Origin of the sequence: Paenibacillus sp. UNC217MF (assembly GCF_000686865.1) — a bacterium.
In the GTDB taxonomy this organism is placed as follows: domain Bacteria; phylum Bacillota; class Bacilli; order Paenibacillales; family Paenibacillaceae; genus Paenibacillus_B; species Paenibacillus_B suaedae.
Window position 1 is genome coordinate 298,159 of sequence record NZ_JMLT01000003.1, and the last position, 21,531, is coordinate 319,689.

Here is a 21,531-nt window from a genome sequence, read left to right on the forward strand (position 1 = left end):
AGAATGTGCCCGCTAACCGTTAATAAATGCCGATACACTTAATCTTCGCTCAATCTTCTCCCGCAACAGCTCCGAATCCGTCCCCATCACAATATGAATGTGACCCTTGGCTACACGCATCATGCCATATGCACCAAGACACATAATTCCTACTTCATCTACCTTGGATTCATCTTCAAGCTGCAGCCGTAGTCGAGTAATGCACGCATCAACAGAGCGAATATTCCCCATTCCTCCTATATAGCCAAGCAACCGTTCCAATAGAGCATCTGCATCATCTTGCGTTCTAGCAGTCGGGCTCGGGCTTGTTGCCCCGCTCGCCCGATCCTCCTCTCGGCCAGGTGCGTGGACATGAAACATCCGGATCGCGATAGTCGCAGTCGCATAATACAATCCAAAATAGAGGACGCCAAGCAGCAGTAAGAGCAAAGTATCCTTTACGCTCGTCCACGATATGAACATATCGATAAAGCCCGCTGAAAATCCAAACCCTGCTCGTATGGCCATGAGATCTGCGAGCATGAGCGCTAAACCAGTGTACAACGCATGTATCCCGTAGAGGACAGGCGCCGTCAACATAAGCGTGAATTCAAGCGGTTCCGTAATTCCGGTCAGGAAGCTTGTCAGCGAAGCTGTTAGCATAATCGAAGCGATACGCTTGCGTTCCTGCAATTGAGATGAGCGGACGATTGCGAGTGCGTAGGCCGGCAATCCAAACATCATAACAGGGAAAAAACCTGCCATAAAGGTTCCCGCCGTAGGATCGCCAGCATGGAACCGCCACAAATCCCCTCGTACTATCGTCCCTGCATCTGTTACATATTCTCCAATTTGAAACCATGCAATATTGTTCAGTATATGATGCAATCCTGTAGGTATGAGCAATCGGTTCAACAAGCCATACAAGCCCGCTCCCCAGCCCTTCGCGGTCATGATACTGGTACCTGCATCACGAATGGCCTCTTGAATCGCGGGCCAAATAAGACCAGCTCCAACTCCAACAATGACCATAACCAGTGAAGAGATGATTGGAATGAAGCGCTTGCCTCCGAAGAAGCCGAGTGCTGCCGGCAGCCGAATGTCATGATAGCGCTCATACAATATTGCTACAATTGCGCCGCACAGCATCCCGCCAAGCACTCCGGTATCGAGGGCAATTTCATTCTCGAAATGCTTCATGACATTGGTAAATACGAAGTATCCAACAGCAGCAGCCAAGGCGGCAACCCCTTGGCCTGATGTTAATCCGATCGCTACCCCAACCGCAAAAAATAACGGCATATGATCAAAAATGGCGTTCCCGCCTAATTTGCATACACTTGCTGCTGCGTCCACCCACGGAATACTGGATTTGATATCTCCAATCCGCACTAATATTGATGCTGCGGGAAGCACTGCAATGGGAATCATCAGCGATCGGCCAATTTGCTGCATATACGTCATCATTTTCATTTCGCAACACCGCTCCCCTTACCTAGCTGCTAGGATGCTGCATTATTTTATCGCTCCGGCCATCATGCCGCTTGTAATCTGCTTCTGGAAGATCATATATAAAATCAGCACAGGGATGATTGAGAGCAGCAATCCCGCGAATAACGGCCCCCATTCTGTCCGATACTGCATCTCTGCCTGCATGATTGCGATGCCGACAGGAATTGTATACTTCTCAGGATCGTTCACCAGCACTGTACCAATAATATATTCGTTCCAAATGTTCAATACGTTCATCATACCGACAGAGATGAGTCCAGGCTTGGCAAGTGGAAGCATAATACGGAAGAAGACCCCATAATGCGAGCTTCCGTCGATGGAAGCTGCCTCATCCAATTCCTTAGGCATTGAACGGAAAAACCCGACGAGTACAAATACACCAAAAGGCAAATTAGTCACCGTATAAACAAGAATCAGTCCAAGGAGAGAATTATCTAGATGCAGATTGGAAAGTAGAAAAAACAGCGGTATCAATCCAAGAATAAGAGGAATCATCATACTGGACAAATATAGATTATACAGTGCCATGCTGCCGCGAAACGGAAATCTAGCGATAATATATGATGTCGTTGAAGAAAGCAGCAAAGCCAACACTGTGCTTACAACCGTAACAATTAACGAGTTCATGAAGTACGTTCCTAGGTGATAGTTGTTCCATACTGTTGTAAAATTAGCCCATTCAAACGGCCACTCCGGCAAGCTCCATGGCGCATTTAGCAGGAACTGCTGATTCGTCTTGAACGAGCCAAGGATGGACCACAGCAGCGGATAAATGACGAGTAACGTCCATATCCCTAGTAATGCATACATCAAAGCTCTAACCATCATATAAGAACGCTTACGAGGATATTGCTGCATGGATTCCATAGGCCGCCCTCTCCTTTTCCAGTCGAAATAGTTAAGCCATTTCAATTGCATCTCTGCGCAATAGCCGCTGAAGCGCCAACGTCGTAATGAGCGACAGAATTAGAATAAGTACGCCTATCGCAGAAGCATAGCCGAAATGGAATTGGCGGAATCCCATCTGATACAAGTACGAGCCCATGACCTGTGTCGCATTATCCGGGCCACCTTCGGTCATCATCCATACGATAACAAATGATCCATTTAACGTCGTCATCACAACCCATAAAATCGATACTTTAATTTGTTCCCACGTAAGCGGCATCGTAATGCGCCAGAACTGCTGCCATTCCTGAGCGCCATCGATGCTGGCCGCCTCATATAAATCCTTCGGAATGTTCAAGATTCCCGCGATAACTAGAATCATAACAAATCCTACACCCGCCCATATTGCTGGAGGAAGCAGCATCCACATCGCAAGATTTGGGTCTCCAAGCCATGGCGTCTGAACCTTATCCGCCGTGAACAATGACAAAAATGAATTCAAGAATCCGATGCTTGGGTTATATATATAATTCCATAGCACTCCAATGACAACGACAGACAGAATATTCGGGATAAAGAACACCGAGCGGAAAAACCCGCTCCCACGGATCCGAAAGCGAGTCATCAGCACCGCGAATAAGACCCCCAGCCCAACAATGCCAACTACTTTCCAGAATACGAAGAAATAGTCATTCAGAATGGCCTTCCCGATAATCGGATCATTCGCTAATTCGCGATAATTATCAATACCGATTAGGTTCTTCGTCTCCGATCCTCCCGACCAATCTGTGAAGCTGAAATATAGTCCGTGGAAAATCGGATATATCATAAATAAACAGAAAAATAACAACGTAGGTACGGTAAATACGAACATGAAGATCTGGCGCTTTCGCTTCCATGAAAGGCCGACCCGTCCGCTCACATCCCCCTTAACAGGAGTCTTTTGTGCAGGCACCATCTTGTTCAACCAACCCCCTCCTTATCGCTCTCCATTCATCAATTTGTCGATGCGGATTAGGATGCATACGTCTGTTCACGCATGCATCCTCTCTTAACCGCTGTACACTTTACTTCCTTGCCTTCGCAGCAGCCTTCTCCATACGCTCCATCCATTCATCTGGAGTAATGCTGCCCATCATAAGCGAGAGTGTGGAGTCTGATCGCACCTTATCCACGTCCGCATTCAATTCAATGTAAGGGGCGACAATGGTATTGTCTGAGCTATAAAATTTCATAGCTGTCTTGGACAGCCCACTCGCATTGGATTTTTCCAAATCTGCCTTCAAGTTGCCCAGTGCACCTGTCTCTTCCGCCCATGTAATGGCAGATTGCTTCGTGAACAAAAATTCAAGGAATGCTTTAGCGGCTGCTGGATTTTTCGCCTTCTTCGCAATGCCAACCGTAGCCGTAAATGGAATGGCTACAAATTTTCCGCCCGGCTTTTGAGTTATAGATGGAATGAAACCGAATTCAAAACCTTGCGGAACATCTTTCTTCATTTCATTTTCGAGCCAGAGTCCATTCGGGATAAACGCATTTTTATGTTGCAAGAATAGCATTTGCGAATCGATATGGTTAATTGGGGCTGAAGCAGGATCAATGAGACCTGCATCACGCATTTGCACCATTTGCTCCAATGCCTTCTTCACAGGCTCGCTCTTGAATACGCCTTCCTTCAAAGCGAACATGTCCAGCAGAATCGAAGTATCGTTGTTGTTGTTCACGACGAATGCGGAATCCATCACACCACTTTGGAAATAGTATGGATACTTGCCTGTAAATATAAATGGTGCATTGACCTTGCCAGACTCCTTGATTTTCTTCGCTTCGCTCATAAAAGTGTCGAAATCCTTCGGTTCCACCCAGCCATTGTCTGCAAAGAATTTCTTATCGTAGAAAATTCCCCAGGAACCGAAAACAAATGGAATTGTATACGTTTTGCCGCTGTAATCGATTGGCTTCAGCAGCAGCTCCTCTGAAATCTTGTTGCCGTCCGCGTTCTTAGCCTCTTTAAAGTAATCGGTCAAATCCATCAGTTGATCATCTTGCACCATTTGGGTTGCATTTGAGCCCGCACCGTCAATGTAGACGAAGTCAGGAGGATTGCCTTGAATCCAGCGCGGCTTCATCTGATCATTGATTTTCGGGCCTGCTGACTCTTTCACATTTACATTTGGGTACTTCTTCTGAAACTCAGCGATAATCTTCTTCCAGCCCTGATCCCCATATCCGCCGACGAAATACTGAATTTCAAAATCACCGGACACCTCACCGCCAGATGAATCTGTCTTGCCTGCATCGCTGTTGTTGTTTTGTACTTGCTCCGTTGTCTTTCCACTGCTTCCGTTATTCGATTCCCCATTCTTCTGACTGCCCGAGCTGCAACCTGCTGCCATCATTAAGACAAGTGCACTAATGATAAGCAGCAGTAAGGACCTGCCCCACTTGTGATGCATTCCGTTCATGGATATACCCCTCTCCGTCAACATGGATTGAATTCGCGATAACGGTGCAACGACAAAAAAAGGCATACGTTAAGAAGGCAGTCACATAGCGACTGAACTTCCATAACGAATGCCCTTGCGGTAACATGTTATGTCCATTCTATTGTACTTGTCGTTTCGCGTTGCAGATTCGCTTCGCTATTGGGATAATATCCCACGATTATGGATTTGTCAACAAGATTTCAGGGATTAGTCCTCGATCGTTGATAAATCACCTGTTGGCAGGTTCAGTTCCCAAGCCTTAAGCACACGCCGCATAATCTTGCCTGAGCGTGTCTTCGGCAATTTATCCTTGAACTCAATCTCGCGAGGAGACGCATGTGCAGACAATCCTTCCTTAACGAACCGCGCTATATCCGCCTTCAATTCGTCTGACGGCGTATAGCCTTCCCGCAAAGAAATGAAAGCCTTTATAATCTCACCGCGCATTGGATCAGGCTTGCCGATAACACCTGCTTCAGCAACTGCCGGATGCTCTACCAGCTTGCTCTCTACCTCGAAAGGCCCAACACGCTCACCTGAGGTATTAATGACATCGTCAATACGGCCTTGGAACCAGAAGTAGCCCTCATCATCCATATAGGCAGAATCACCTGACACATACCAACCAGTCAGACGGAAGTATTCCTCATACTTGGCAGGGTTGTTCCACACCTTGCGCATCATCGAAGGCCACGGCGTACGAATTGCCAAGTTCCCCATACGGAACGGAGGCAGCACGTTGCCTTGATCATCAATAATTGCGGCTTCTACACCTGGAACAGGACGGCCCATGGAACCAGGCTTAATGGCCATTGCTGGGTAGTTGCAAATCAGCTGCCCGCCTGTCTCTGTCATCCACCAAGTATCATGAATCCGATGATTGTATACTTTCATTCCCCAGCGAACAACTTCTGGATTAAGTGGTTCACCGACGGATAAGACGTGGCGCAAGCTCGATAAATTAAAGTTCGCAATCACGTCATCTCCAGCACCCATCAACATGCGGAATGCAGTCGGAGCGCTGTACCATACCGATACCTTATATTTCTCAATCGTCGCATACCAGTCTTGTGGACTGAAGCGTCCGCCGCGAATAACGTTCGTAGCCCCATGCAGCCATGGCGCGAAAATTCCATACGAAGTCCCCGTTACCCAGCCCGGATCTGCCGTACACCAATATACGTCGTCTTCTTTCAAATCTAGTACAACATTGCCAGTATGATAATGTTGCAACATAGCATTGTGAACATGGAATACACCCTTCGGCTTCCCTGTCGAACCAGATGTATAGTGAATAAGGAGTCCATCCTCGCGCTGCAGCCATTCGATTTCAGCTTCCTCGGACGCTGTAGACATTTCTGCATGAAAATCCACTATACCTTCTTCTTGTTCTACGCCCTCGCCAACAAGAACAATATTCTTCAATGCTGGCAGCTCGGAGCGAGGAACACGATGAACGAGCGATGGCGTCGTCACGATCGCAACCGCCCCGCTGTCCTCCAGACGATCCCGAACCGCTGTCTCCATAAATGCTTCGAACAGTGGACCTACGACCGCACCGACCTTCAATGATCCTAGCAAGCTGACGTACAATTCAGGCGTACGCGGCATGAAGATGAAGATACGATCTCCCTTCTGAATGCCAAGCTTGCGCAGCACGTTCGCGAACTGATTCGTCTTGCGGCTTAAGTCAGCAAACGTATACGACTCATCACGCGCAGCATCGCTATAATAGAGCGCTACCTTATCACCACGCCCGTTCGCAACATGCCGATCAATCGCTTCATAAGCCATATTCACTTTACCTGTCTCATACCATGAAAATTGCTTCTCTACGTCTTCCCATTTGAAATCGGCCGACCATTGTTCATAGTCACTCATGTTCGGATTGCTTGCTATAGCAGCAATAATTTCTCCCTGCACGTTACCCATATTGTTCCATCCTCCTATATCTTTTTCATTCTTTATTCATGCTTCACTATTCACGCCTAAGCGCAATAAATCGCTTTCATGAAGAACTGTACTAAAGGACGATGATGCAGTTCGTGGTGTCAAGGGAAAAAATCATGAACTTTAAGGCAAAATCATTATAGCATACGTTTTCTTTTTCGCCTATTCTTTTCCTTTTCAAATCAACCTTTTTTTGCTATAACGGAATGGAAGAGACGAAAGGAGCTGCTCGGTGTGGAACATCCAAAGAGATACTACGCTCATGTTATTCCTCATACGGAACGAGAACGAGTTGTCGTCGTCGAAGGCCCCGTACGTTCCGATATTCTTCGCACCTTGACTATGCACACCGATCTGAAGGCATTCCGCAGGCCAGCAGAACAGCAACAAGCACTTATCGAGATTGCGGATTTGCCGGAAGGACGCATTATTATTGCTAGGGAAGGCTCTACCATCGTCGGATATGTCACCTTCCATTACCCTGATGAACTAGAGCGCTGGTCAGATGGGGGAATGGATGATCTCATTGAGCTTGGCGCCATCGAGGTAGCCAAGGATTATCGCTCGCTGGGCCTTGGCAGAAGCATGGTATCGACGGCTTTTGAAGATGAACAGATGGAACGCTATATTATATTTACGACTGAATATTATTGGCATTGGGATTTAGACGGCACCCGGATGAACGTATGGGACTATCGTAAGATGATGGAGAAATTGATGGAATCCGTAGGTATGATCTGGTATGCAACGGATGATCCTGAAATTTGTTCCCACCCTGCCAACTGCCTTATGGTCCGCATCGGCAAGGACGTCCCGTTAGCGTCAGAGGAGCAATTCGATCGCGTCCGATTCCGCCAGCGGTTCATGTACTAGTATTGTAGAGAGGGATGTTGGACATGTCAGGTAAGGCCCTATACTTCATGCATGAGGAAGCCCTCCGTTATCGATTTAATGCAGATCACCCATTCGATCAGCAGCGGCTTGCCATGACGCATGACCTGCTAGAGTACGCCGAAGCATTAGATGAAGGCGCTGTCATTCGCCTTCAGACGCAAGCCTCTGATACCGAACGCTGGCTGCCCCTCATTCATCGCGCTGACTATATCGACGCAGTGAAGCATCTCAGCGATCCAAACCCATCAACCGAATGGGTAGCCCGTGCCGCACAATACGGCCTGCATACCGAGGATACCCCTTACTTCACAGGGATGCATACAGCGGCATGTGCGATAGTTGCCGGCTCCATCGCTGCATGCGAGGCTGTCATGACTGGAAAATCACAGCATGCCCTGCATTTAGGCGGCGGCCTTCATCATGCGTTCGGCGATAAGGGAGCGGGCTTCTGCGTCTATAATGATGCAGCTGTTGCAATTGCATGGCTGCAGCAAACGTACCAAGCACGTGTCCTCTATGTGGATACCGATGTCCATCACGGAGATGGCGTTCAATGGTGCTTCTATACGAACCCGGATGTGTTCACTTATTCCATCCACGAGACAGGGAAGTTTCTGTTCCCTGGTACCGGCTTCGTTCATGAACGTGGCGGCGGCGAAGGGTTCGGCGCGTGTGTCAATGTTCCTCTGGAGCCGTATACGGAGGATGAATCTTGGCTGGAATGCTTCACTGAAACCGTGCAAAGTGCAGCCGCGGCATTCAAGCCAGACATTATTATCAGCCAGCATGGCTGTGATGCTCATGCACTCGATCCATTATCTCATATGCATTGCAGTACCCGTATCTACAGTGAAATGCCGCGTATCATTCATCGGCTTGCTCATCAATACTGCGATGGCAAGTGGGTTGCCGTTGGCGGCGGCGGCTATGACATCTGGCGTGTCGTACCGCGGGCTTGGAGCATGCTGTGGCTGGAGATGAGTGAGCATCCACTGGCTCATTCGTTACAGAACCACCCCCAGCAGCCATTGCCGCAGCAGTGGTTAGCGAAGTGGTCGATGCAATCGCCTGTGCCTCTCCCGCATACCTGGCACGATGATGCCACAGAGTGGGCGCCAATGCCGAGGCGCAGCATTATCGAAGATCGTAATGCACGTGCCAAGGAGCTCGCACTTGAATATATCCGATAGAACGAGCAGCGGCGCAGGCAGGTCCGATGTATGGGACTGCTTGCGCCGCTCTATTTATCTGTTGGAGGCTATGATTTCGCAATTAGACCGTAAGTCCTTGCAGCATGCTGTCTACAATTTGATGGGAACGATGCGACGCTTCCACCGTGAATTCAGCAAAGTTCACATGAGCAGAGCCGTCTGCCTTATCCGACATTGAGCGGATAACGACGAACGGAATCTCATTAATGAAGCATGCTTGCGCTACAGCAGCCCCCTCCATCTCTGTGCAAGCCGATCCGGCGAACGTCTCATGCAGTTGACGCACTTTGTCCCGATCTGCAACAAATTGATCGCCTGATAGCACGACACCTTTGCGATATCGGCCTGGAACAAGCTGTTCACACGCGCGTTCTGCCAGTTCAATAAGACCCGTATCCGCCATAAACTGCGAAGTCTCTTGAAATGGAATGATCCCTGGAGCAAAGCCTAACGCTGTGACATCCATATCGTGATGCATGCACGATGTCGAGATGACAATATCACCAATGTTCAGCTCTGGATGAACCGCACCTGCTACACCCGTGAATATCACCTTCGATACATGGAAGCGGTCAATGAGCACCTGCGTGGTGACAGCAGCATTCACCTTGCCGACTCCAGACTTGCAGATCACGATATGCTTGCCGTGAAGCGAGCCTTTGTAATAACGCAATCCCGTTACATCTACTTGCTCTACAGGCTTAGCTGCCTGAAGCAGCAATTCGATTTCCTCATCCATCGCCCCAATTATACCAATAACCGCTTCATGCGCATTTGTCATCGAGACCTACCTCCTGTATGTATATCATCTTTATAATCATACAAAAGGCCCCAATACATGGGGCCTTGCGTATATACCAACACGGTATCTTTATTGATTCACATGCACCAAACGATAACCCTATACTTCACTTACAGACAAACGAAGTATTGTCTCATGCGGCAAAATAACACGTGAATGTTCTACATTTTCCTTCTTCATCAGCTTCGTCAGCAAGCGCATCGCAACCGCACCAATGTCATACATTGGCTGAGCTACTGTTGTCAATTGCGGACGAACCATAGACGCCATACGGATATTATCAACACTGATGACAGAGAAGTCATCTGGCACCTTCAAGCCAGCATCTTGAATGCAGTGGATTGCACCGATAGCCATCTCATCCGTTGCGGCAAAGATTGCCGTCGGACGCTTCTTCAAGCCGAGGAAGTACTTCATCGCCTCTACGCCGGACTCATAGCGGTAGTTGCCGATTCGAACCAAGTCCTCCTTGTATTCGATGCCCGCGCCTTCCAATGCACGCTTATATCCTTGGAAACGAGCAAACCCGTTCGCAGGATCTTGAAGCGTACCGCTGATCATCGCAATATCGCGATGTCCATGGCGAATAAGCGTATTTACGGCATCAAATGCTGCTGCCTCGTGATCGATATCAACCGATGGGATAATGCCATGCTCATCTGTAGTTGCACAGAGAACAATCGGCACCGAAGCGGTACGGAATGCTTGAACATGATCCTCCGTAACAACTCCGCCCATGAACAACAGTCCGTCCACCTGCTTCTCCAGCAGTGTATTAATAACCCGAATTTCTTTCTCCTTCTTCTTGTCCGCATTGCACAGGATGATATTGTAATGATACATATTGGCAATATCTTCAATACCGCGCGCTACTTCGGCAAAGATAGAATTCGAAATATCAGGAATGACAACCCCAACGGTTGTCGTCTTCTTACTCGCAAGTCCGCGTGCAACTGCATTCGGGCGATAACCTAAACGTTCAATCGCTTCGTATACCTTTTTACGCGTTTGCGGCTTCACGTTCGGGTTGTTATTGACAACCCGGGAAACGGTGGCCATCGAGACGCCCGCTTCTCTTGCTACATCATAAATAGTTACCGTCACGATCCTTCTCTCCAATTAACGATAAATTTGTTGCGACCATTGATATTATGTTAATGATACGCTATTTTCAGAAAATTCGCAATGTCACGAGCAAATCAGCTACCGTTTGTCATTATTTACCGTTTATTGCCCAAGGACGCTCTCCAGCTTGTCGTATCGTATCGCATGATGCGATTCATTCCATGCTGGCTCCCCATCCCGCAATACGATGACCTGAGGGGATTCGTGCTGAATGCCGAGCATATCCGCACACGCGAGCGAGACATCACGATTTTCCACAACCAGTATTCGGCCTATAGCAATCCCTTGTGGCTCGAAATCCTCAGCTACCTTCACCATCTCTTCATCCGCATGTGCGCTAATTGGACAGCGTGTGCTGTGCTTGAATAGAATAACTGTCTGCTCCTTCGACCGTTCAATTAGTGATTCCAATGCTTCCATCGTCGTAACTGCTTCCATCGTAGTGCCTCCTATGCTTCGATATATATTCCCTGTCATGTATGAGAAGATCATTCATATTCCAAGCAATGATCTATGAAAATGCGCTTTAACTTATTTTAACCCGATATGACTCAAAACTAAAACCGGAAATCTGCTTTAATCTACATTGCAGCTCATCCATCCATAACGTGTCATTGCATGTTCGAGCAAATAAATACAAATCAAGCAATTGATTGACACGCTCTGCAATGCGGCATTCCAATCGAGACAGCATATCATCGCTTTCTTCTTCATCCAGCAAGGATACGATGACACTGGCCAACTCATTCTGCTCATCAAAGGACACATGCAGAGGAGCTTTCCCAAGTGCAAGTGGATTCTCAGCAATCATATCCATGCGGCTGTGTATGAGAGCGGCTACATCTTTTTTGACAAAAGCAAGCAGTTCCGAACGCCCACAACTCACACAAGTCACCACCGGAACGCGGTGGATATGAATTGTACGCGCATGTACAACGGTACGAACGGTAATATCCATGTAATGATCACAAATGCATCTTGTATACATATCATTCACCCCTGAACATACAAGGTAGTCTTACCATATCTCTAGATGAACCTTATGACTTCTTGCTGCAAATTTGTGCAGATTTCTGTATTTCGATTTTGGGTTATCCTAATATTCGACTACGCTCCACAATCTCCTTCCATGCGTGGATATGTATTTTTTTACACTTTTAACAGCGGATCGATTGTCGTTTTTCTTTTTTCAATGAGGAATATCACGTTGCCAAGGCAAATCGTACATGCCCATGTATGCTTTTTGCAGGCAATATGGTTAAATAATAGGTGGACAACACGCGATATTCTGTTGTCTATGATCGTAGGTCATAATGGCAAAAGAGACAATGGACATTGTATGGGAAAAATCCCAATTCTCTGAGAGAACTGCAAGAAATAGGAGAGGCTCCGTGAAAAGCTCTGCTATAACCATACGAAGGAGGGACAACATTCATGCGTTTAAGTGGCAAGCGAATTGTTGCATTTGTAGATGAAGAATTTGAAGATTTAGAATTGTGGTATCCGGTACACCGTGTGCGCGAAGAAGGCGCTGAAGTGCATCTGGTAGGTCTAGAGCGCGGCAAGACCTATATCGGCAAATATGGTGTTCCTGCAACCTCAGACTATGCTTATGCAGATATTGATGCAACTCAATATGATGGCGTACTCGTCCCTGGCGGGTGGGCACCGGATAAGATCCGTCGCTACGCCGACGCCCTTCGCATAGTGAAGGAAATGGATGCAGCCGGCAAACCTGTCGGACAAATCTGTCACGCTGGCTGGGTGCTTATCTCTGCAAAAATCTTGAACGGTCGCACAGTGACATCAACACCGGGAATTCGCGACGACATGGAAAATGCAGGCGCCACATGGCTTGACGAAGAAGTTGTTGTAGACGGCAACCTCGTATCTGCACGAAGACCGCCTGACTTGCCTGCCTACGGCAAAGCTTTCTGCGACAAGCTTGCAGAGAAGTAAATGGATATCCCGCTTCATGCGAAAAAGGCATGCCTTAGTTTCGGTACTAAGGCATGCCTTTTTGTATATGGTATTTCTCCTTGAAAGGATCTCCTATTAACGCTGTTCAAGCACCATCTCAATCTCTTCTTTCGTTCCGGACTCGAACACACTATCTGCAATACGCTTGCACTGCTCCACCGTCGAACGGCGAACTGCCGCCTTCACGCGTGGAATGGAGCGTGAGGACATACTTAGTTTATTCACGCCAAGTGCAAGCCAAATCGGAACCGCCCGCGGATCCCCTGCCATTTCACCGCATACACCGACCATAATGCCTGCCTGCTTCGCCGCCTGAACCGTATAACGAATCAAGCGCAGCACCGCTGGATGGAAAGGATCATACATATGTGCAATCTGCTCGTTCATCCGATCCACGGCTAGTGTATACTGAACCAAGTCATTCGTTCCGATACTGAAGAAGTCAACTTCCTTCGCCAGCTGATCGGCAATCATCGCAGCGGCAGGAACCTCAATCATAATGCCTACCGGCAGCCCTTCATTGAATGGAAGTCCTTCTTCCCGCAGCTCTGCCTTGGCCTGTTCCAATATGGACTTAGCCGCTTGCACCTCATTCACCGATGTAATCATCGGGAACATGACCATAATCGGGCCATGTGCGCTTGCCCGCAAGATCGCCCGCAGCTGCGTCTTGAACAGATCCTGCCGATCGAGACAAATGCGAATCGCCCGATACCCAAGGAATGGATTATCCTCTTCCGGCAGATTCAAATAATCCATTGGTTTGTCTCCGCCTACATCCAATGTGCGGATAATCACCGAATTATCCTTACAATGCTCTGCCGCCTCCAGATAAACCGTAAACTGCTCCGCTTCTGAAGGCGGATATGAACGATCCATGTACATGAACTCGGTACGGAAGAGACCAACCCCCTCCGCTCCATTCTGATCGGCAATATTCAGCTCACGTGTGGAGCTGATATTCGCCCCCAGCTGAACAACGAAGTCATCGAGTGTGACAGCTGGCAGGGATACAATCTTCTGCAGCTCGTCTGCTTCCTGTACATAGGCATCACGCCGCGCTTCATAGCAAGTGATCACATCTTGTGGCGGAGCAATATGTACGATGCCATATTCCCCATCGACAATGACGGTATCCCCGGTCTGAATCGGCTTCGCAACTTTCCCTTCCAGTCCAAGCACAAGAGGAATGCCCAGCGCTCTAGCCATAATGGCCGAATGCGAGGTTTTCCCGCCTTGAAGCATCACAATGCCAAGCACATTCTTCGGATTTAAATGAACCAACTGTGACGGAGACAGCTCCTTCGCAACAAGAATATACGGCTGTGTGTCCGTTGGAAGTGTAATTTCCGGTGCACCCAGCAAATGCTTGAGCAGTCGGTTGCCGACATCCTTGATATCCAGCGCCCGCTCCTTCATATATTCATCATCGAGCAGATCGAACATCGTTACGAAATGATCGATCGCTTCCTTCACCGCAACCTCGGCAGCTTTATACTGCCGCTGAATGATCCCTTGAATCTCATTCATGAAGATCGGATCTTCCAGAATGGCCAGGTGCGCATCAAAGATGCTGGATTCTTCACTGCCAACCATTTCTTTAATTTCACTCTTAATAAATTCTATCTCATGCTTCGAGGAGCGGATTCCGTCATACAATCGTTCGAATTCACGCGCTAAGTCGGCTGGATCCATCTTTTCCTCAGGAACATCCCACTCCCAAGTCGGCAATACGAATGCCTTGCCTATGGCAATGCCTGCGGATGCACCGATACCTTGGACTTTCTGTGTCATCGGCTTGCACCTCCAACCGCGTGTTCATGCATAATGACTGACATGACTGAAGTCTGTCCCTTCCGAACAGGCGCATATGGCGCTATACTCCACGAAGCGACAGTGTCTGAGTTCGTAATCACCATCGGTGTCGCGAGCGATTTACAGCGCTTCTTCACTTCCGGCAAATCGAATTTTATGAGCAGCTGTCCCGGTTTCACTTCATCACCTTCCTGTACTACTGCTTGAAAACCGGCGCCATTCAATGATGACGTCTCAATTCCAATATGTAACAACACTTCTAACCCTTCCGGCGTTTCAATGCCGATCGCATGCATCGTAGGGTAAATGTGGCGGATGCGTCCGCGCACAGGCGATACAAGCTCTCCCTTATCCGGATAAAAAGCTACGCCATGGCCAACAAGCTTCTTGGCAAATATCGTATCCGGCACTTCTTCGATTGGTATCATCCGCCCCTGTACGGGTGCTACGAACCAGATTTGGTTCGGATCACGCTGCAGGCGCTTCGCCATTTCGTCCTTAATCAGCTCCGAGTAGGTTCCAAATACGACTTGAATATGTCCTCCCCCAAGACGAATGACCCCTGCTGCACCGATAACACGAAGTGCGTGACGATCTACCAACTTATCGTTCTTAACCCTTAATCTCAATCTCGTAATACAAGCCTGCAGATCAATGATGTTATCTTTACCCCCAAGCGCCCGAATAATAAGCGGCACCCTCGGCAGCAAATCTCCTGCCATATCATCAAGCAATGAACCGTCAACTCTGCCTGGCGTCGGAATTTGGAATCGCTGAATGGCAAAGCGGAACACCACATAATAAATGAATCCGAATACGATTCCAATCGGGATAATCCATAGCGCCTTCGTTGCTTGGTGGAAGTTAATCACATAATCAATCGCTCCTGCTGAGAAGGAGAAGCCGTGTCTCACACCAATCTCAGCGGTCAGCCACATCGCAGCTCCGGTTAACAGCGCGTGGACAACGAATAGATACGGCGCTGCGAACAAAAAGGCAAACTCAATCGGCTCGGTAATCCCGGTCAACAATGATACACAGGCAGCCGTAAAGTAGGTTTTGCGCACCTTCGGGCGCAAGTCCTCTCGTGATTCATGCACGATGGCCAGTGCGACTGCTGGAAGTGCAAACATCATAATGGGATACATGCCTGCCATATAGATGCCAGCATTCGGATCTCCAGCGAAAAACCGCGGCAAATCTCCAGTGAAGGTCATTCCTTCACTATTCGTATAGGAGCCGATTTGGAACCAGTATACGTTATTAAGCAGATGATGCAATCCAAATGCCACTAACACCCGATGCAGAACCCCGTATAGAAATACCCCGAATCCTCCCATCGCAAGCAGCTCCTGGCCAAGAAACATGACCCCTTGCTGTAAAATCGGCGAGAACAGCTTCATCAGCCAGGAAAGCAGGATTGAAGCCATAATCGTAATCGCAATGACGAATCTCGGGCCGCCAAAAAACTGTAAATATTCTGGCATTTTTATGTTTTTGAACCGTTCATGCAAGAAGCCTGCCATTACCCCAAACAGGATGCCGTTGAGGATCGTTGGCTCGAATGTAGCTTGCCATTGGACGAGCAGCTGCCTGAAAATAAACATACCAAGCAGGGACGATAGTGCAGCTACACCGGCATTATTGGACAGTCCAAGTGCAACCCCGACTGCGAAAATATAAGGAAGAACAGCAAACACCGTCTTCCCTGTCAGTTCAAATAGTACCGCAGTATCCGTCAAACCTGCGCTGTGAAGCAAATTGCCGATTGCTATCGCAAGCGCGGCGGCGGGGAGTGCGATTAGCGGCTGCATGAGCGCACGCGACAATTGCTGCAATCGCCCTAATTGATTCAATGCACATCCTCCCTTCTACCAAGAATGGTAAGGGCATCACGCTTTGTTGTCAAAGCATTTTACAGCCGCGTCCCTCTCTCGTAGCCACTTCTATCTCCTATCACACGAAAAACCGGACCCCTTCATCGCAGCAGCAACTAGGAATGCCCGGCTTTCGTCTTTACACTTTATGTGGAAGCAGACTCACCCTTGCCATGCGGCAATAAAATCGAGTCCAGTACCTTAATGCACAAATCCATCACGACAGTCATTCCGTGCTCTTCTGCAATGGCAGCCGCCTCTTCACTAACGATCCCCTGCTGCAGCCAAATTGCCCCTGCGTTAACAGCCGCAGCTTCACGAGCAATATCCGCACAGTATTCACTGCGTCGGAACACATTAACAATGTCGATATGATCCGGTACATCTCGCAGCGAAGCATAGCATTGTTCTCCAAGGATGCTCTCCGCCTTCGGATTGACCGGAATGATGCGGTATCCCTTGCGCTGCATTGCCTCCGCCACCATATAGGACACGCGAGTTGGATCGTCTGACAGTCCGACGACTGCAATGTTTGTGCTGCTTCGCAGCAGCTCCTTGATCGCCTCTTGCGATGGATGCTGATAACTCATCGTAACAACTCCCTTCCAATGGACAGCATACTGCTGGTTTATCAATCATTGTGTATCATACATTACATATCATGCAATACATTATGCTGTACATGTCAAGCAAAAGTATCATGCATTACGCATTTTCTTCGACCCATTCTACTTGCGCCCCCAGCGCACGCAGGTGATCGAAATACTGCGGATACGACTTGGCAACATGGTGAGCATCCTTAATTCGAATCGGCTGCTCTGCGCGCAAGCCAACTACCGTCAATGCCATAATAACACGATGATCATAATGAGCGTTAATTTCTACGCCTCCTGTAACGCCTTCTGGGCGTCCATGAACAATAATCTCCGCTTGACGCTCCTCCACATTCGCTCCAGCCTTGCGAAGTTCAGTGAGATAATCGGTAATCCGATCACATTCTTTGTAGCGTAAATTCTCTACATTATAGAAGCGGGATGTACCTTCTGCGAACACCGCAGCAGCCACCATAGCGAGGACTGCATCCGTTGCCACGTCACCATCAATCTCAACGGCCTTCAGCTTGCGATTCCCTTGGACTCGAACGACTGAATGCTCATGCTGCAGTGGTACTTCCATCATGAGGAGCACATCGACAATGGCTCGTTCTCCTTGCTTGCTGTCCTCAGTCAATCCGCGAATGATCACATCAGAATCAACGACAGCCGCTGCAGCGAGAACTGCTGCAGAGCCCGGATAATCGCCTTGCACCGTATAGGTCTTCGCTTCATATTGTTGGTTGCCGGCAATCTTGAAATACATCAGATCTTCTCTCGCCTCGATCCGAATGCCCGCTTCCGCAAGCACTTCAAGCGTCTGTCCAACGACAACCTTCGATTTCAAATCATCTACTACTTCAATTTCACTGTCTTCCTCCAGCAACGGAGCCAAGAACAATAGCGAGCTTAAATACTGCGAACTCACATTGCCGGACACCTTGATTTTCCCTCCACGTGGTTTCCCACCGCGGATCGTAATCGGAAGTTTGCCTTCCCGATGCTCAATCGCTACGCCCATTTGTTCAAGTGCAGTAATCAAGTCGTCGTGTGGACGCTTCCCTAAGGAATCCGGATACGTATTAACAAACTTCACTTCCTCCAGCAGAGAGGCTGTGCCCATCAAGAAGCGCAATACCGCTCCTGCATTCCCTACGTTCAGCTCATGAGAATTACTCAATGTTGGATGCTTACCGAAGCCGGTAATGACAATCTTCTCTTCGTCCTCAACCAGCTTGGCACCCAAATCACGGAGGCAGCGGCGCATCGCATCGCTGTCTTCACTGTGAGCTGGATAATAAATCGTGCTTGTCCCCTCTGCCAGTGCAGCTGCAAGAAGATAGCGTGTCGTATAGTTTTTCGAGGATAAAGCCTGAATATCTCCTTGCAGTTTTGGTGTTGATCGAACGATTACGTCCATGCGCTTCCACTCCTTTATCTTTCAACGTATAATAACTCTTATCTCGAATGAATTCCAGATAAGAAAGGATGCCTAATCGTTATGAATCCAATTGCTCAAATTGATGTCGCTGTGTTGAAACAACGCCTAGAACGCGGCGAAGCACTAAATTTAATAGATGTACGGGAAGATGAGGAAGTCGCTCACGGAATGATTCCCGGTGCCAAGCATATCCCCATGAATGAAATCCCAGATCGTCTCGACGAAATCGAGCGGACGGAAGAAATCATTTTCATTTGTCGAAGCGGATATCGCAGCGAACGAGTATGCGAATACTTGCAGCATATCGGCTTGGAGGGCTGTGTCAATATGGAAGGCGGAATGCTCGCCTGGAGTCAATTGGAGCACACCTCTAAATAACGCCCCAAATAATCTGCACGCCCCTCTTGCTAGGGGCTTTTATTTACAATTTCCTTCGACCAGCTTACAAATGCGAGCAGCCAATTGCACAGCTGTCTCATGGTCGGTCAGAACTGTTGTATGTGCAAAATCATACAGTCCCTCGCGCTGCTGCATGAGCTTAGACACCCGTTCTTCCACATCGCCTTGAAGCAGCGGACGATTGCGATCCCGCTTCACACGCGACAGTATCGTCTCCTTGCTTGCTGCTAAATGCACGATGAAGCCTCCATTTCGCATCAGCTCTCGATTGCTCTCCTGGAGGACAATGCCACCACCCGTTGCAATGACATGCCTTGTCGGACTGTTCAATATTCCAGCTAGAACATGACTTTCTTGTTCTCGAAAATAAGCTTCTCCATCAGAGGCAAAGATATCAGGAATCGTACGTCCCTCTAGCGCGACCACAGCAGCATCCAAGTCTGCAAAGCTGCAGCCCAGCTTCTTGGCAACTTCTTGCCCAACCGTCGATTTCCCGGTGCCCATAAATCCGATTAAAATAATATGCTGCATCATTTCCCGCCTCACTTCTCTAAGTCAAATGGCTCATCGTGAACGAGTAGGTCAGATGATGACCAATATGACGGTAAACTTCCCACATGATACCACACGTTTCTTTTATTCGACAATGGTGATAGGTATAAAATGAAGGAGTTCAACATAAAGATGAATAATAGCCCTGCCATCGTCAATGAAATTAAGTAATCGTCTAGTGCCATTTTTTATGTAGGAGTGAATGAGACATGCCCCAATTGCCTGTCCCAGAACCGCATCCATCCAAATCGACCATTCAGCGCTCCACATCTGTTCGCCTGGCTCGTATTATGGATTCGAATCATCCATTGTGCAGGGAAGACATCGTATGGGCGCTCAATGTAATTAAGCAGCAGCTCACAGATTATCCTGACAAGTGGGCTATGCTTGAGCCGAATCAATTGGTTCGCCGCTTCCATAGCTATGCCGAAATCTCTTCTCTGCTCGTGTACAGCAGCAGTTACGGGCAAGAATCGGATCGGATTCGCAAATATTTGGCTGAACTTGTATCCGGTTTATATGAATGAATGCGAATAATCAACCGTACGCAAAAACAACGCCAAGTCCTAAGCGGGCTCGACGTTGTTTTTTTGATCTCTATTATGACATCCAGTTGTAATGGAATGTTCCTTCTTTGTCTACACGCTTGAATGTATGCGCACCGAAGTAGTCGCGTTGTGCTTGCAGCAAGTTCGCTGGCAAGCGCTCTGTGCGATAGCTGTCGAAGTAAGCAAGTGCACTTGCGAATCCTGGAACAGGAACGCCGTATGCAACCGCAGTGCTGATGACTTCGCGCCAAGCGTCTTGGTACGATTCCACGATATTTTGGAAATATGGATCAAGCAGCAGATTCTTCAGCTCTGGTTCGCGGTCGTAAGCTTCTTTGATGTTCTGCAAGAAGCGGGAACGGATAATGCAGCCGCCGCGGAAGATCATTGCGATCTCACCATAGCGAAGGTTCCAGTCGAACTCTTCGGAAGCCGCACGCATCTGTGCGAAGCCTTGCGCGTAAGATACGATCTTGGACGCGTACAAAGCCTTGCGGATGCTCTCGATGAATGCCTCCTTGTCTCCAGTGAATGCAGGGGTCTTCGGCCCTTTCAACACTTTGCTCGCTACAACGCGCTCGTCCTTCAATGCGGACAAGAAGCGGGAGAATACGGATTCCGTAATCATGGACAATGGCACGCCAAGATCAAGCGCGCTTTGGCTTGTCCATTTACCCGTACCTTTTTGACCGGCAGAGTCAAGAATGACGTCAACCATTGGCTTGCCTGTTTCTTCATCGTACTTGGAGAAGATATCTGTTGTAATTTCAATCAGATAGCTGTCAAGCTCGCCTTTGTTCCATTCGCCGAAGATGGAGTGAAGCTCCTCAGCACTTACACCCAGTACATTCGTAAGCAAATGATAAGCTTCACAAATCAATTGCATGTCGCCATACTCGATGCCGTTGTGAACCATCTTAACATAGTGGCCAGCACCGTCCGGCCCAATATATGTACAGCAAGGGTCGCCGCCTACTTTTGCTGAAATGCTTGTCAAAATTGGCTCAACCAAGCGATAAGCACTCTCTTGGCCGCCAGGCATGATTGCAGGGCCTTTCAATGCGCCCTCTTCACCGCCGGATACGCCTGTTCCGATGAAGCGGAAGCCCTTCTCTTCCAAGTACTTGCTGCGACGCTGTGTATCAGGGAAATGAGCGTTACCGCCATCAATAATAATATCGCCTTGATCCAAGTGTGGAAGCAACTGCTCAATCGTTGCATCTGTAGCTTGTCCAGCTTGTACCATAATCAAAATTTTACGTGGTGCTTCAAGAGATTGTACGAATTCCTCAATGGAATATGTACCAGTCAGGTTCTTGCCTACTGCTTCGGCAATGAGTGCATCTGTCTTCTCGCGGGAACGGTTGTATACCGATACTGTGAAGCCGCGGCTCTCGATGTTAAGCGCCAGGTTCTTACCCATTACGGCAAGGCCAATGACACCGATTTGATTGTTAGCCATATGGTTGTTCCACCCTT

At 48.3% G+C, this 21,531-nt stretch carries 20 protein-coding genes; 5 read left to right on the forward strand and 15 right to left on the reverse strand.

Features of this window, described 5'->3' with window-relative positions; genetic code table 11:
* Nucleotides 1-12: 12 nt before the first annotated feature.
* The 5 genes from BP95_RS0101490 to acsA all read right to left on the reverse strand — a co-directional run bounded on the left by BP95_RS0101490 (nt 13) and on the right by acsA (nt 6,797).
* Nucleotides 13-1,452: a PTS transporter subunit EIIC gene (locus tag BP95_RS0101490; RefSeq protein WP_028531248.1), complete on the reverse strand. Its 1,440-nt coding sequence runs from the start codon at nt 1,450-1,452 to the stop codon at nt 13-15.
* 42 nt (nt 1,453-1,494) lie between these two features.
* Entirely contained in the window at nt 1,495-2,349 is an 855-nt protein-coding gene (locus BP95_RS0101495; protein ID WP_414813123.1) for a carbohydrate ABC transporter permease, read from the reverse strand.
* A 40-nt stretch (nt 2,350-2,389) separates the two neighbouring features.
* Nucleotides 2,390-3,337, reverse strand: a complete 948-nt coding sequence (locus tag BP95_RS0101500; protein WP_051250043.1) for a carbohydrate ABC transporter permease — start codon at nt 3,335-3,337, stop codon at nt 2,390-2,392.
* Nucleotides 3,338-3,446: 109 nt separating this feature from the next.
* Nucleotides 3,447-4,844: an extracellular solute-binding protein gene (locus tag BP95_RS0101505; protein ID WP_081819787.1), complete on the reverse strand. Its 1,398-nt coding sequence runs from the start codon at nt 4,842-4,844 to the stop codon at nt 3,447-3,449.
* Between the two features lie 228 nt (nt 4,845-5,072).
* Nucleotides 5,073-6,797: an acetate--CoA ligase gene (acsA, locus tag BP95_RS0101510; RefSeq protein ID WP_028531250.1), complete on the reverse strand. Its 1,725-nt coding sequence runs from the start codon at nt 6,795-6,797 to the stop codon at nt 5,073-5,075.
* A gap of 252 nt (nt 6,798-7,049) precedes the next feature.
* Here acsA and BP95_RS0101515 point away from each other — a divergent pair, with 252 nt between their 5' ends.
* Both BP95_RS0101515 and BP95_RS0101520 read left to right on the forward strand, forming a co-directional pair.
* Entirely contained in the window at nt 7,050-7,688 is a 639-nt protein-coding gene (locus BP95_RS0101515) for a GNAT family N-acetyltransferase (protein ID WP_021256690.1), read from the forward strand.
* A 23-nt stretch (nt 7,689-7,711) separates the two neighbouring features.
* The gene (locus BP95_RS0101520; protein WP_021256691.1) at nt 7,712-8,899 is read left to right on the forward strand and encodes an acetoin utilization protein AcuC; all 1,188 of its coding nucleotides are present in this window, start codon (nt 7,712-7,714) and stop codon (nt 8,897-8,899) included.
* An 82-nt stretch (nt 8,900-8,981) separates the two neighbouring features.
* Here BP95_RS0101520 and BP95_RS0101525 read toward each other — a convergent pair whose 3' ends face one another.
* From BP95_RS0101525 to BP95_RS0101540, 4 genes are all read right to left on the reverse strand, one after another.
* The gene (locus BP95_RS0101525) at nt 8,982-9,701 is read right to left on the reverse strand and encodes a 5'-methylthioadenosine/adenosylhomocysteine nucleosidase (protein ID WP_028531251.1); all 720 of its coding nucleotides are present in this window, start codon (nt 9,699-9,701) and stop codon (nt 8,982-8,984) included.
* Between the two features lie 120 nt (nt 9,702-9,821).
* Complete coding sequence (ccpA, locus tag BP95_RS0101530; protein ID WP_021256693.1) at nt 9,822-10,826, reverse strand: catabolite control protein A; 1,005 nt, start codon at nt 10,824-10,826, stop codon at nt 9,822-9,824.
* Nucleotides 10,827-10,949: 123 nt separating this feature from the next.
* The gene (gene ytxJ / locus BP95_RS0101535) at nt 10,950-11,285 is read right to left on the reverse strand and encodes a bacillithiol system redox-active protein YtxJ (RefSeq protein ID WP_028531252.1); all 336 of its coding nucleotides are present in this window, start codon (nt 11,283-11,285) and stop codon (nt 10,950-10,952) included.
* Nucleotides 11,286-11,373: 88 nt separating this feature from the next.
* Entirely contained in the window at nt 11,374-11,835 is a 462-nt protein-coding gene (locus BP95_RS0101540; RefSeq protein ID WP_021256695.1) for a hypothetical protein, read from the reverse strand.
* A gap of 446 nt (nt 11,836-12,281) precedes the next feature.
* On the opposite strand from BP95_RS0101540, the gene BP95_RS0101545 reads away from it, so the two are divergent.
* Nucleotides 12,282-12,806: a type 1 glutamine amidotransferase domain-containing protein gene (locus BP95_RS0101545; RefSeq protein ID WP_021256696.1), complete on the forward strand. Its 525-nt coding sequence runs from the start codon at nt 12,282-12,284 to the stop codon at nt 12,804-12,806.
* Between the two features lie 96 nt (nt 12,807-12,902).
* Here BP95_RS0101545 and ptsP read toward each other — a convergent pair whose 3' ends face one another.
* The 4 genes from ptsP to aroA form a co-directional block, all read right to left on the reverse strand.
* Complete coding sequence (gene ptsP / locus BP95_RS0101550) at nt 12,903-14,621, reverse strand: phosphoenolpyruvate--protein phosphotransferase (RefSeq protein WP_021256697.1); 1,719 nt, start codon at nt 14,619-14,621, stop codon at nt 12,903-12,905.
* On the reverse strand, nt 14,618-16,498 hold the full coding sequence (locus BP95_RS0101555; protein ID WP_021256698.1) for a glucose PTS transporter subunit IIA: 1,881 nt from the start codon (nt 16,496-16,498) through the stop codon (nt 14,618-14,620). Before BP95_RS0101555 ends, ptsP begins: the two co-directional genes overlap by 4 nt.
* 167 nt (nt 16,499-16,665) lie before the next feature.
* Nucleotides 16,666-17,109: a CoA-binding protein gene (locus BP95_RS0101560; protein ID WP_021256699.1), complete on the reverse strand. Its 444-nt coding sequence runs from the start codon at nt 17,107-17,109 to the stop codon at nt 16,666-16,668.
* 115 nt (nt 17,110-17,224) lie between these two features.
* A complete protein-coding gene (gene aroA / locus BP95_RS0101565) occupies nt 17,225-18,532 on the reverse strand; it encodes a 3-phosphoshikimate 1-carboxyvinyltransferase (RefSeq protein WP_021256700.1) in 1,308 nt (435 codons plus the stop codon).
* A gap of 81 nt (nt 18,533-18,613) precedes the next feature.
* Here aroA and BP95_RS0101570 point away from each other — a divergent pair, with 81 nt between their 5' ends.
* Nucleotides 18,614-18,931: a rhodanese-like domain-containing protein gene (locus BP95_RS0101570; protein ID WP_021256701.1), complete on the forward strand. Its 318-nt coding sequence runs from the start codon at nt 18,614-18,616 to the stop codon at nt 18,929-18,931.
* 39 nt (nt 18,932-18,970) lie between these two features.
* On the opposite strand, the gene BP95_RS0101575 is transcribed toward BP95_RS0101570, so the two are convergent.
* Entirely contained in the window at nt 18,971-19,486 is a 516-nt protein-coding gene (locus BP95_RS0101575; RefSeq protein ID WP_036592430.1) for a shikimate kinase, read from the reverse strand.
* A 227-nt stretch (nt 19,487-19,713) separates the two neighbouring features.
* Here BP95_RS0101575 and BP95_RS0101580 point away from each other — a divergent pair, with 227 nt between their 5' ends.
* Entirely contained in the window at nt 19,714-20,031 is a 318-nt protein-coding gene (locus tag BP95_RS0101580; RefSeq protein ID WP_021256703.1) for a hypothetical protein, read from the forward strand.
* Nucleotides 20,032-20,104: 73 nt separating this feature from the next.
* Here BP95_RS0101580 and gndA read toward each other — a convergent pair whose 3' ends face one another.
* A complete protein-coding gene (gene gndA / locus BP95_RS0101585) occupies nt 20,105-21,514 on the reverse strand; it encodes an NADP-dependent phosphogluconate dehydrogenase (protein WP_021256704.1) in 1,410 nt (469 codons plus the stop codon).
* Between the last annotated feature and the right edge of the window lie 17 nt (nt 21,515-21,531).

What these genes read in the sequence shown, in the direction of transcription:
- gndA (WP_021256704.1), bottom strand. Translation starts at nt 21,514, where the DNA reads ATGGCTAACAATCAAATCGGTGTCATTGGCCTTGCCGTAATGGGTAAG.
- BP95_RS0101490 (WP_028531248.1), bottom strand. Translation starts at nt 1,452, where the DNA reads ATGAAAATGATGACGTATATGCAGCAAATTGGCCGATCGCTGATGATT.
- acsA (WP_028531250.1), bottom strand. Translation starts at nt 6,797, where the DNA reads ATGGGTAACGTGCAGGGAGAAATTATTGCTGCTATAGCAAGCAATCCG.
- BP95_RS0101495 (WP_414813123.1), bottom strand. Translation starts at nt 2,349, where the DNA reads ATGCAGCAATATCCTCGTAAGCGTTCTTATATGATGGTTAGAGCTTTG.
- BP95_RS0101540 (WP_021256695.1), bottom strand. Translation starts at nt 11,835, where the DNA reads ATGTATACAAGATGCATTTGTGATCATTACATGGATATTACCGTTCGT.
- BP95_RS0101525 (WP_028531251.1), bottom strand. Translation starts at nt 9,701, where the DNA reads ATGACAAATGCGCATGAAGCGGTTATTGGTATAATTGGGGCGATGGAT.
- BP95_RS0101575 (WP_036592430.1), bottom strand. Translation starts at nt 19,486, where the DNA reads ATGATGCAGCATATTATTTTAATCGGATTTATGGGCACCGGGAAATCG.
- BP95_RS0101545 (WP_021256696.1), top strand. Translation starts at nt 12,282, where the DNA reads ATGCGTTTAAGTGGCAAGCGAATTGTTGCATTTGTAGATGAAGAATTT.
- BP95_RS0101560 (WP_021256699.1), bottom strand. Translation starts at nt 17,109, where the DNA reads ATGAGTTATCAGCATCCATCGCAAGAGGCGATCAAGGAGCTGCTGCGA.
- aroA (WP_021256700.1), bottom strand. Translation starts at nt 18,532, where the DNA reads ATGGACGTAATCGTTCGATCAACACCAAAACTGCAAGGAGATATTCAG.
- ytxJ (WP_028531252.1), bottom strand. Translation starts at nt 11,285, where the DNA reads ATGGAAGCAGTTACGACGATGGAAGCATTGGAATCACTAATTGAACGG.
- BP95_RS0101505 (WP_081819787.1), bottom strand. Translation starts at nt 4,844, where the DNA reads ATGAACGGAATGCATCACAAGTGGGGCAGGTCCTTACTGCTGCTTATC.
- ptsP (WP_021256697.1), bottom strand. Translation starts at nt 14,621, where the DNA reads ATGACACAGAAAGTCCAAGGTATCGGTGCATCCGCAGGCATTGCCATA.
- BP95_RS0101580 (WP_021256703.1), top strand. Translation starts at nt 19,714, where the DNA reads ATGCCCCAATTGCCTGTCCCAGAACCGCATCCATCCAAATCGACCATT.
- BP95_RS0101500 (WP_051250043.1), bottom strand. Translation starts at nt 3,337, where the DNA reads ATGGTGCCTGCACAAAAGACTCCTGTTAAGGGGGATGTGAGCGGACGG.
- BP95_RS0101570 (WP_021256701.1), top strand. Translation starts at nt 18,614, where the DNA reads ATGAATCCAATTGCTCAAATTGATGTCGCTGTGTTGAAACAACGCCTA.
- BP95_RS0101520 (WP_021256691.1), top strand. Translation starts at nt 7,712, where the DNA reads ATGTCAGGTAAGGCCCTATACTTCATGCATGAGGAAGCCCTCCGTTAT.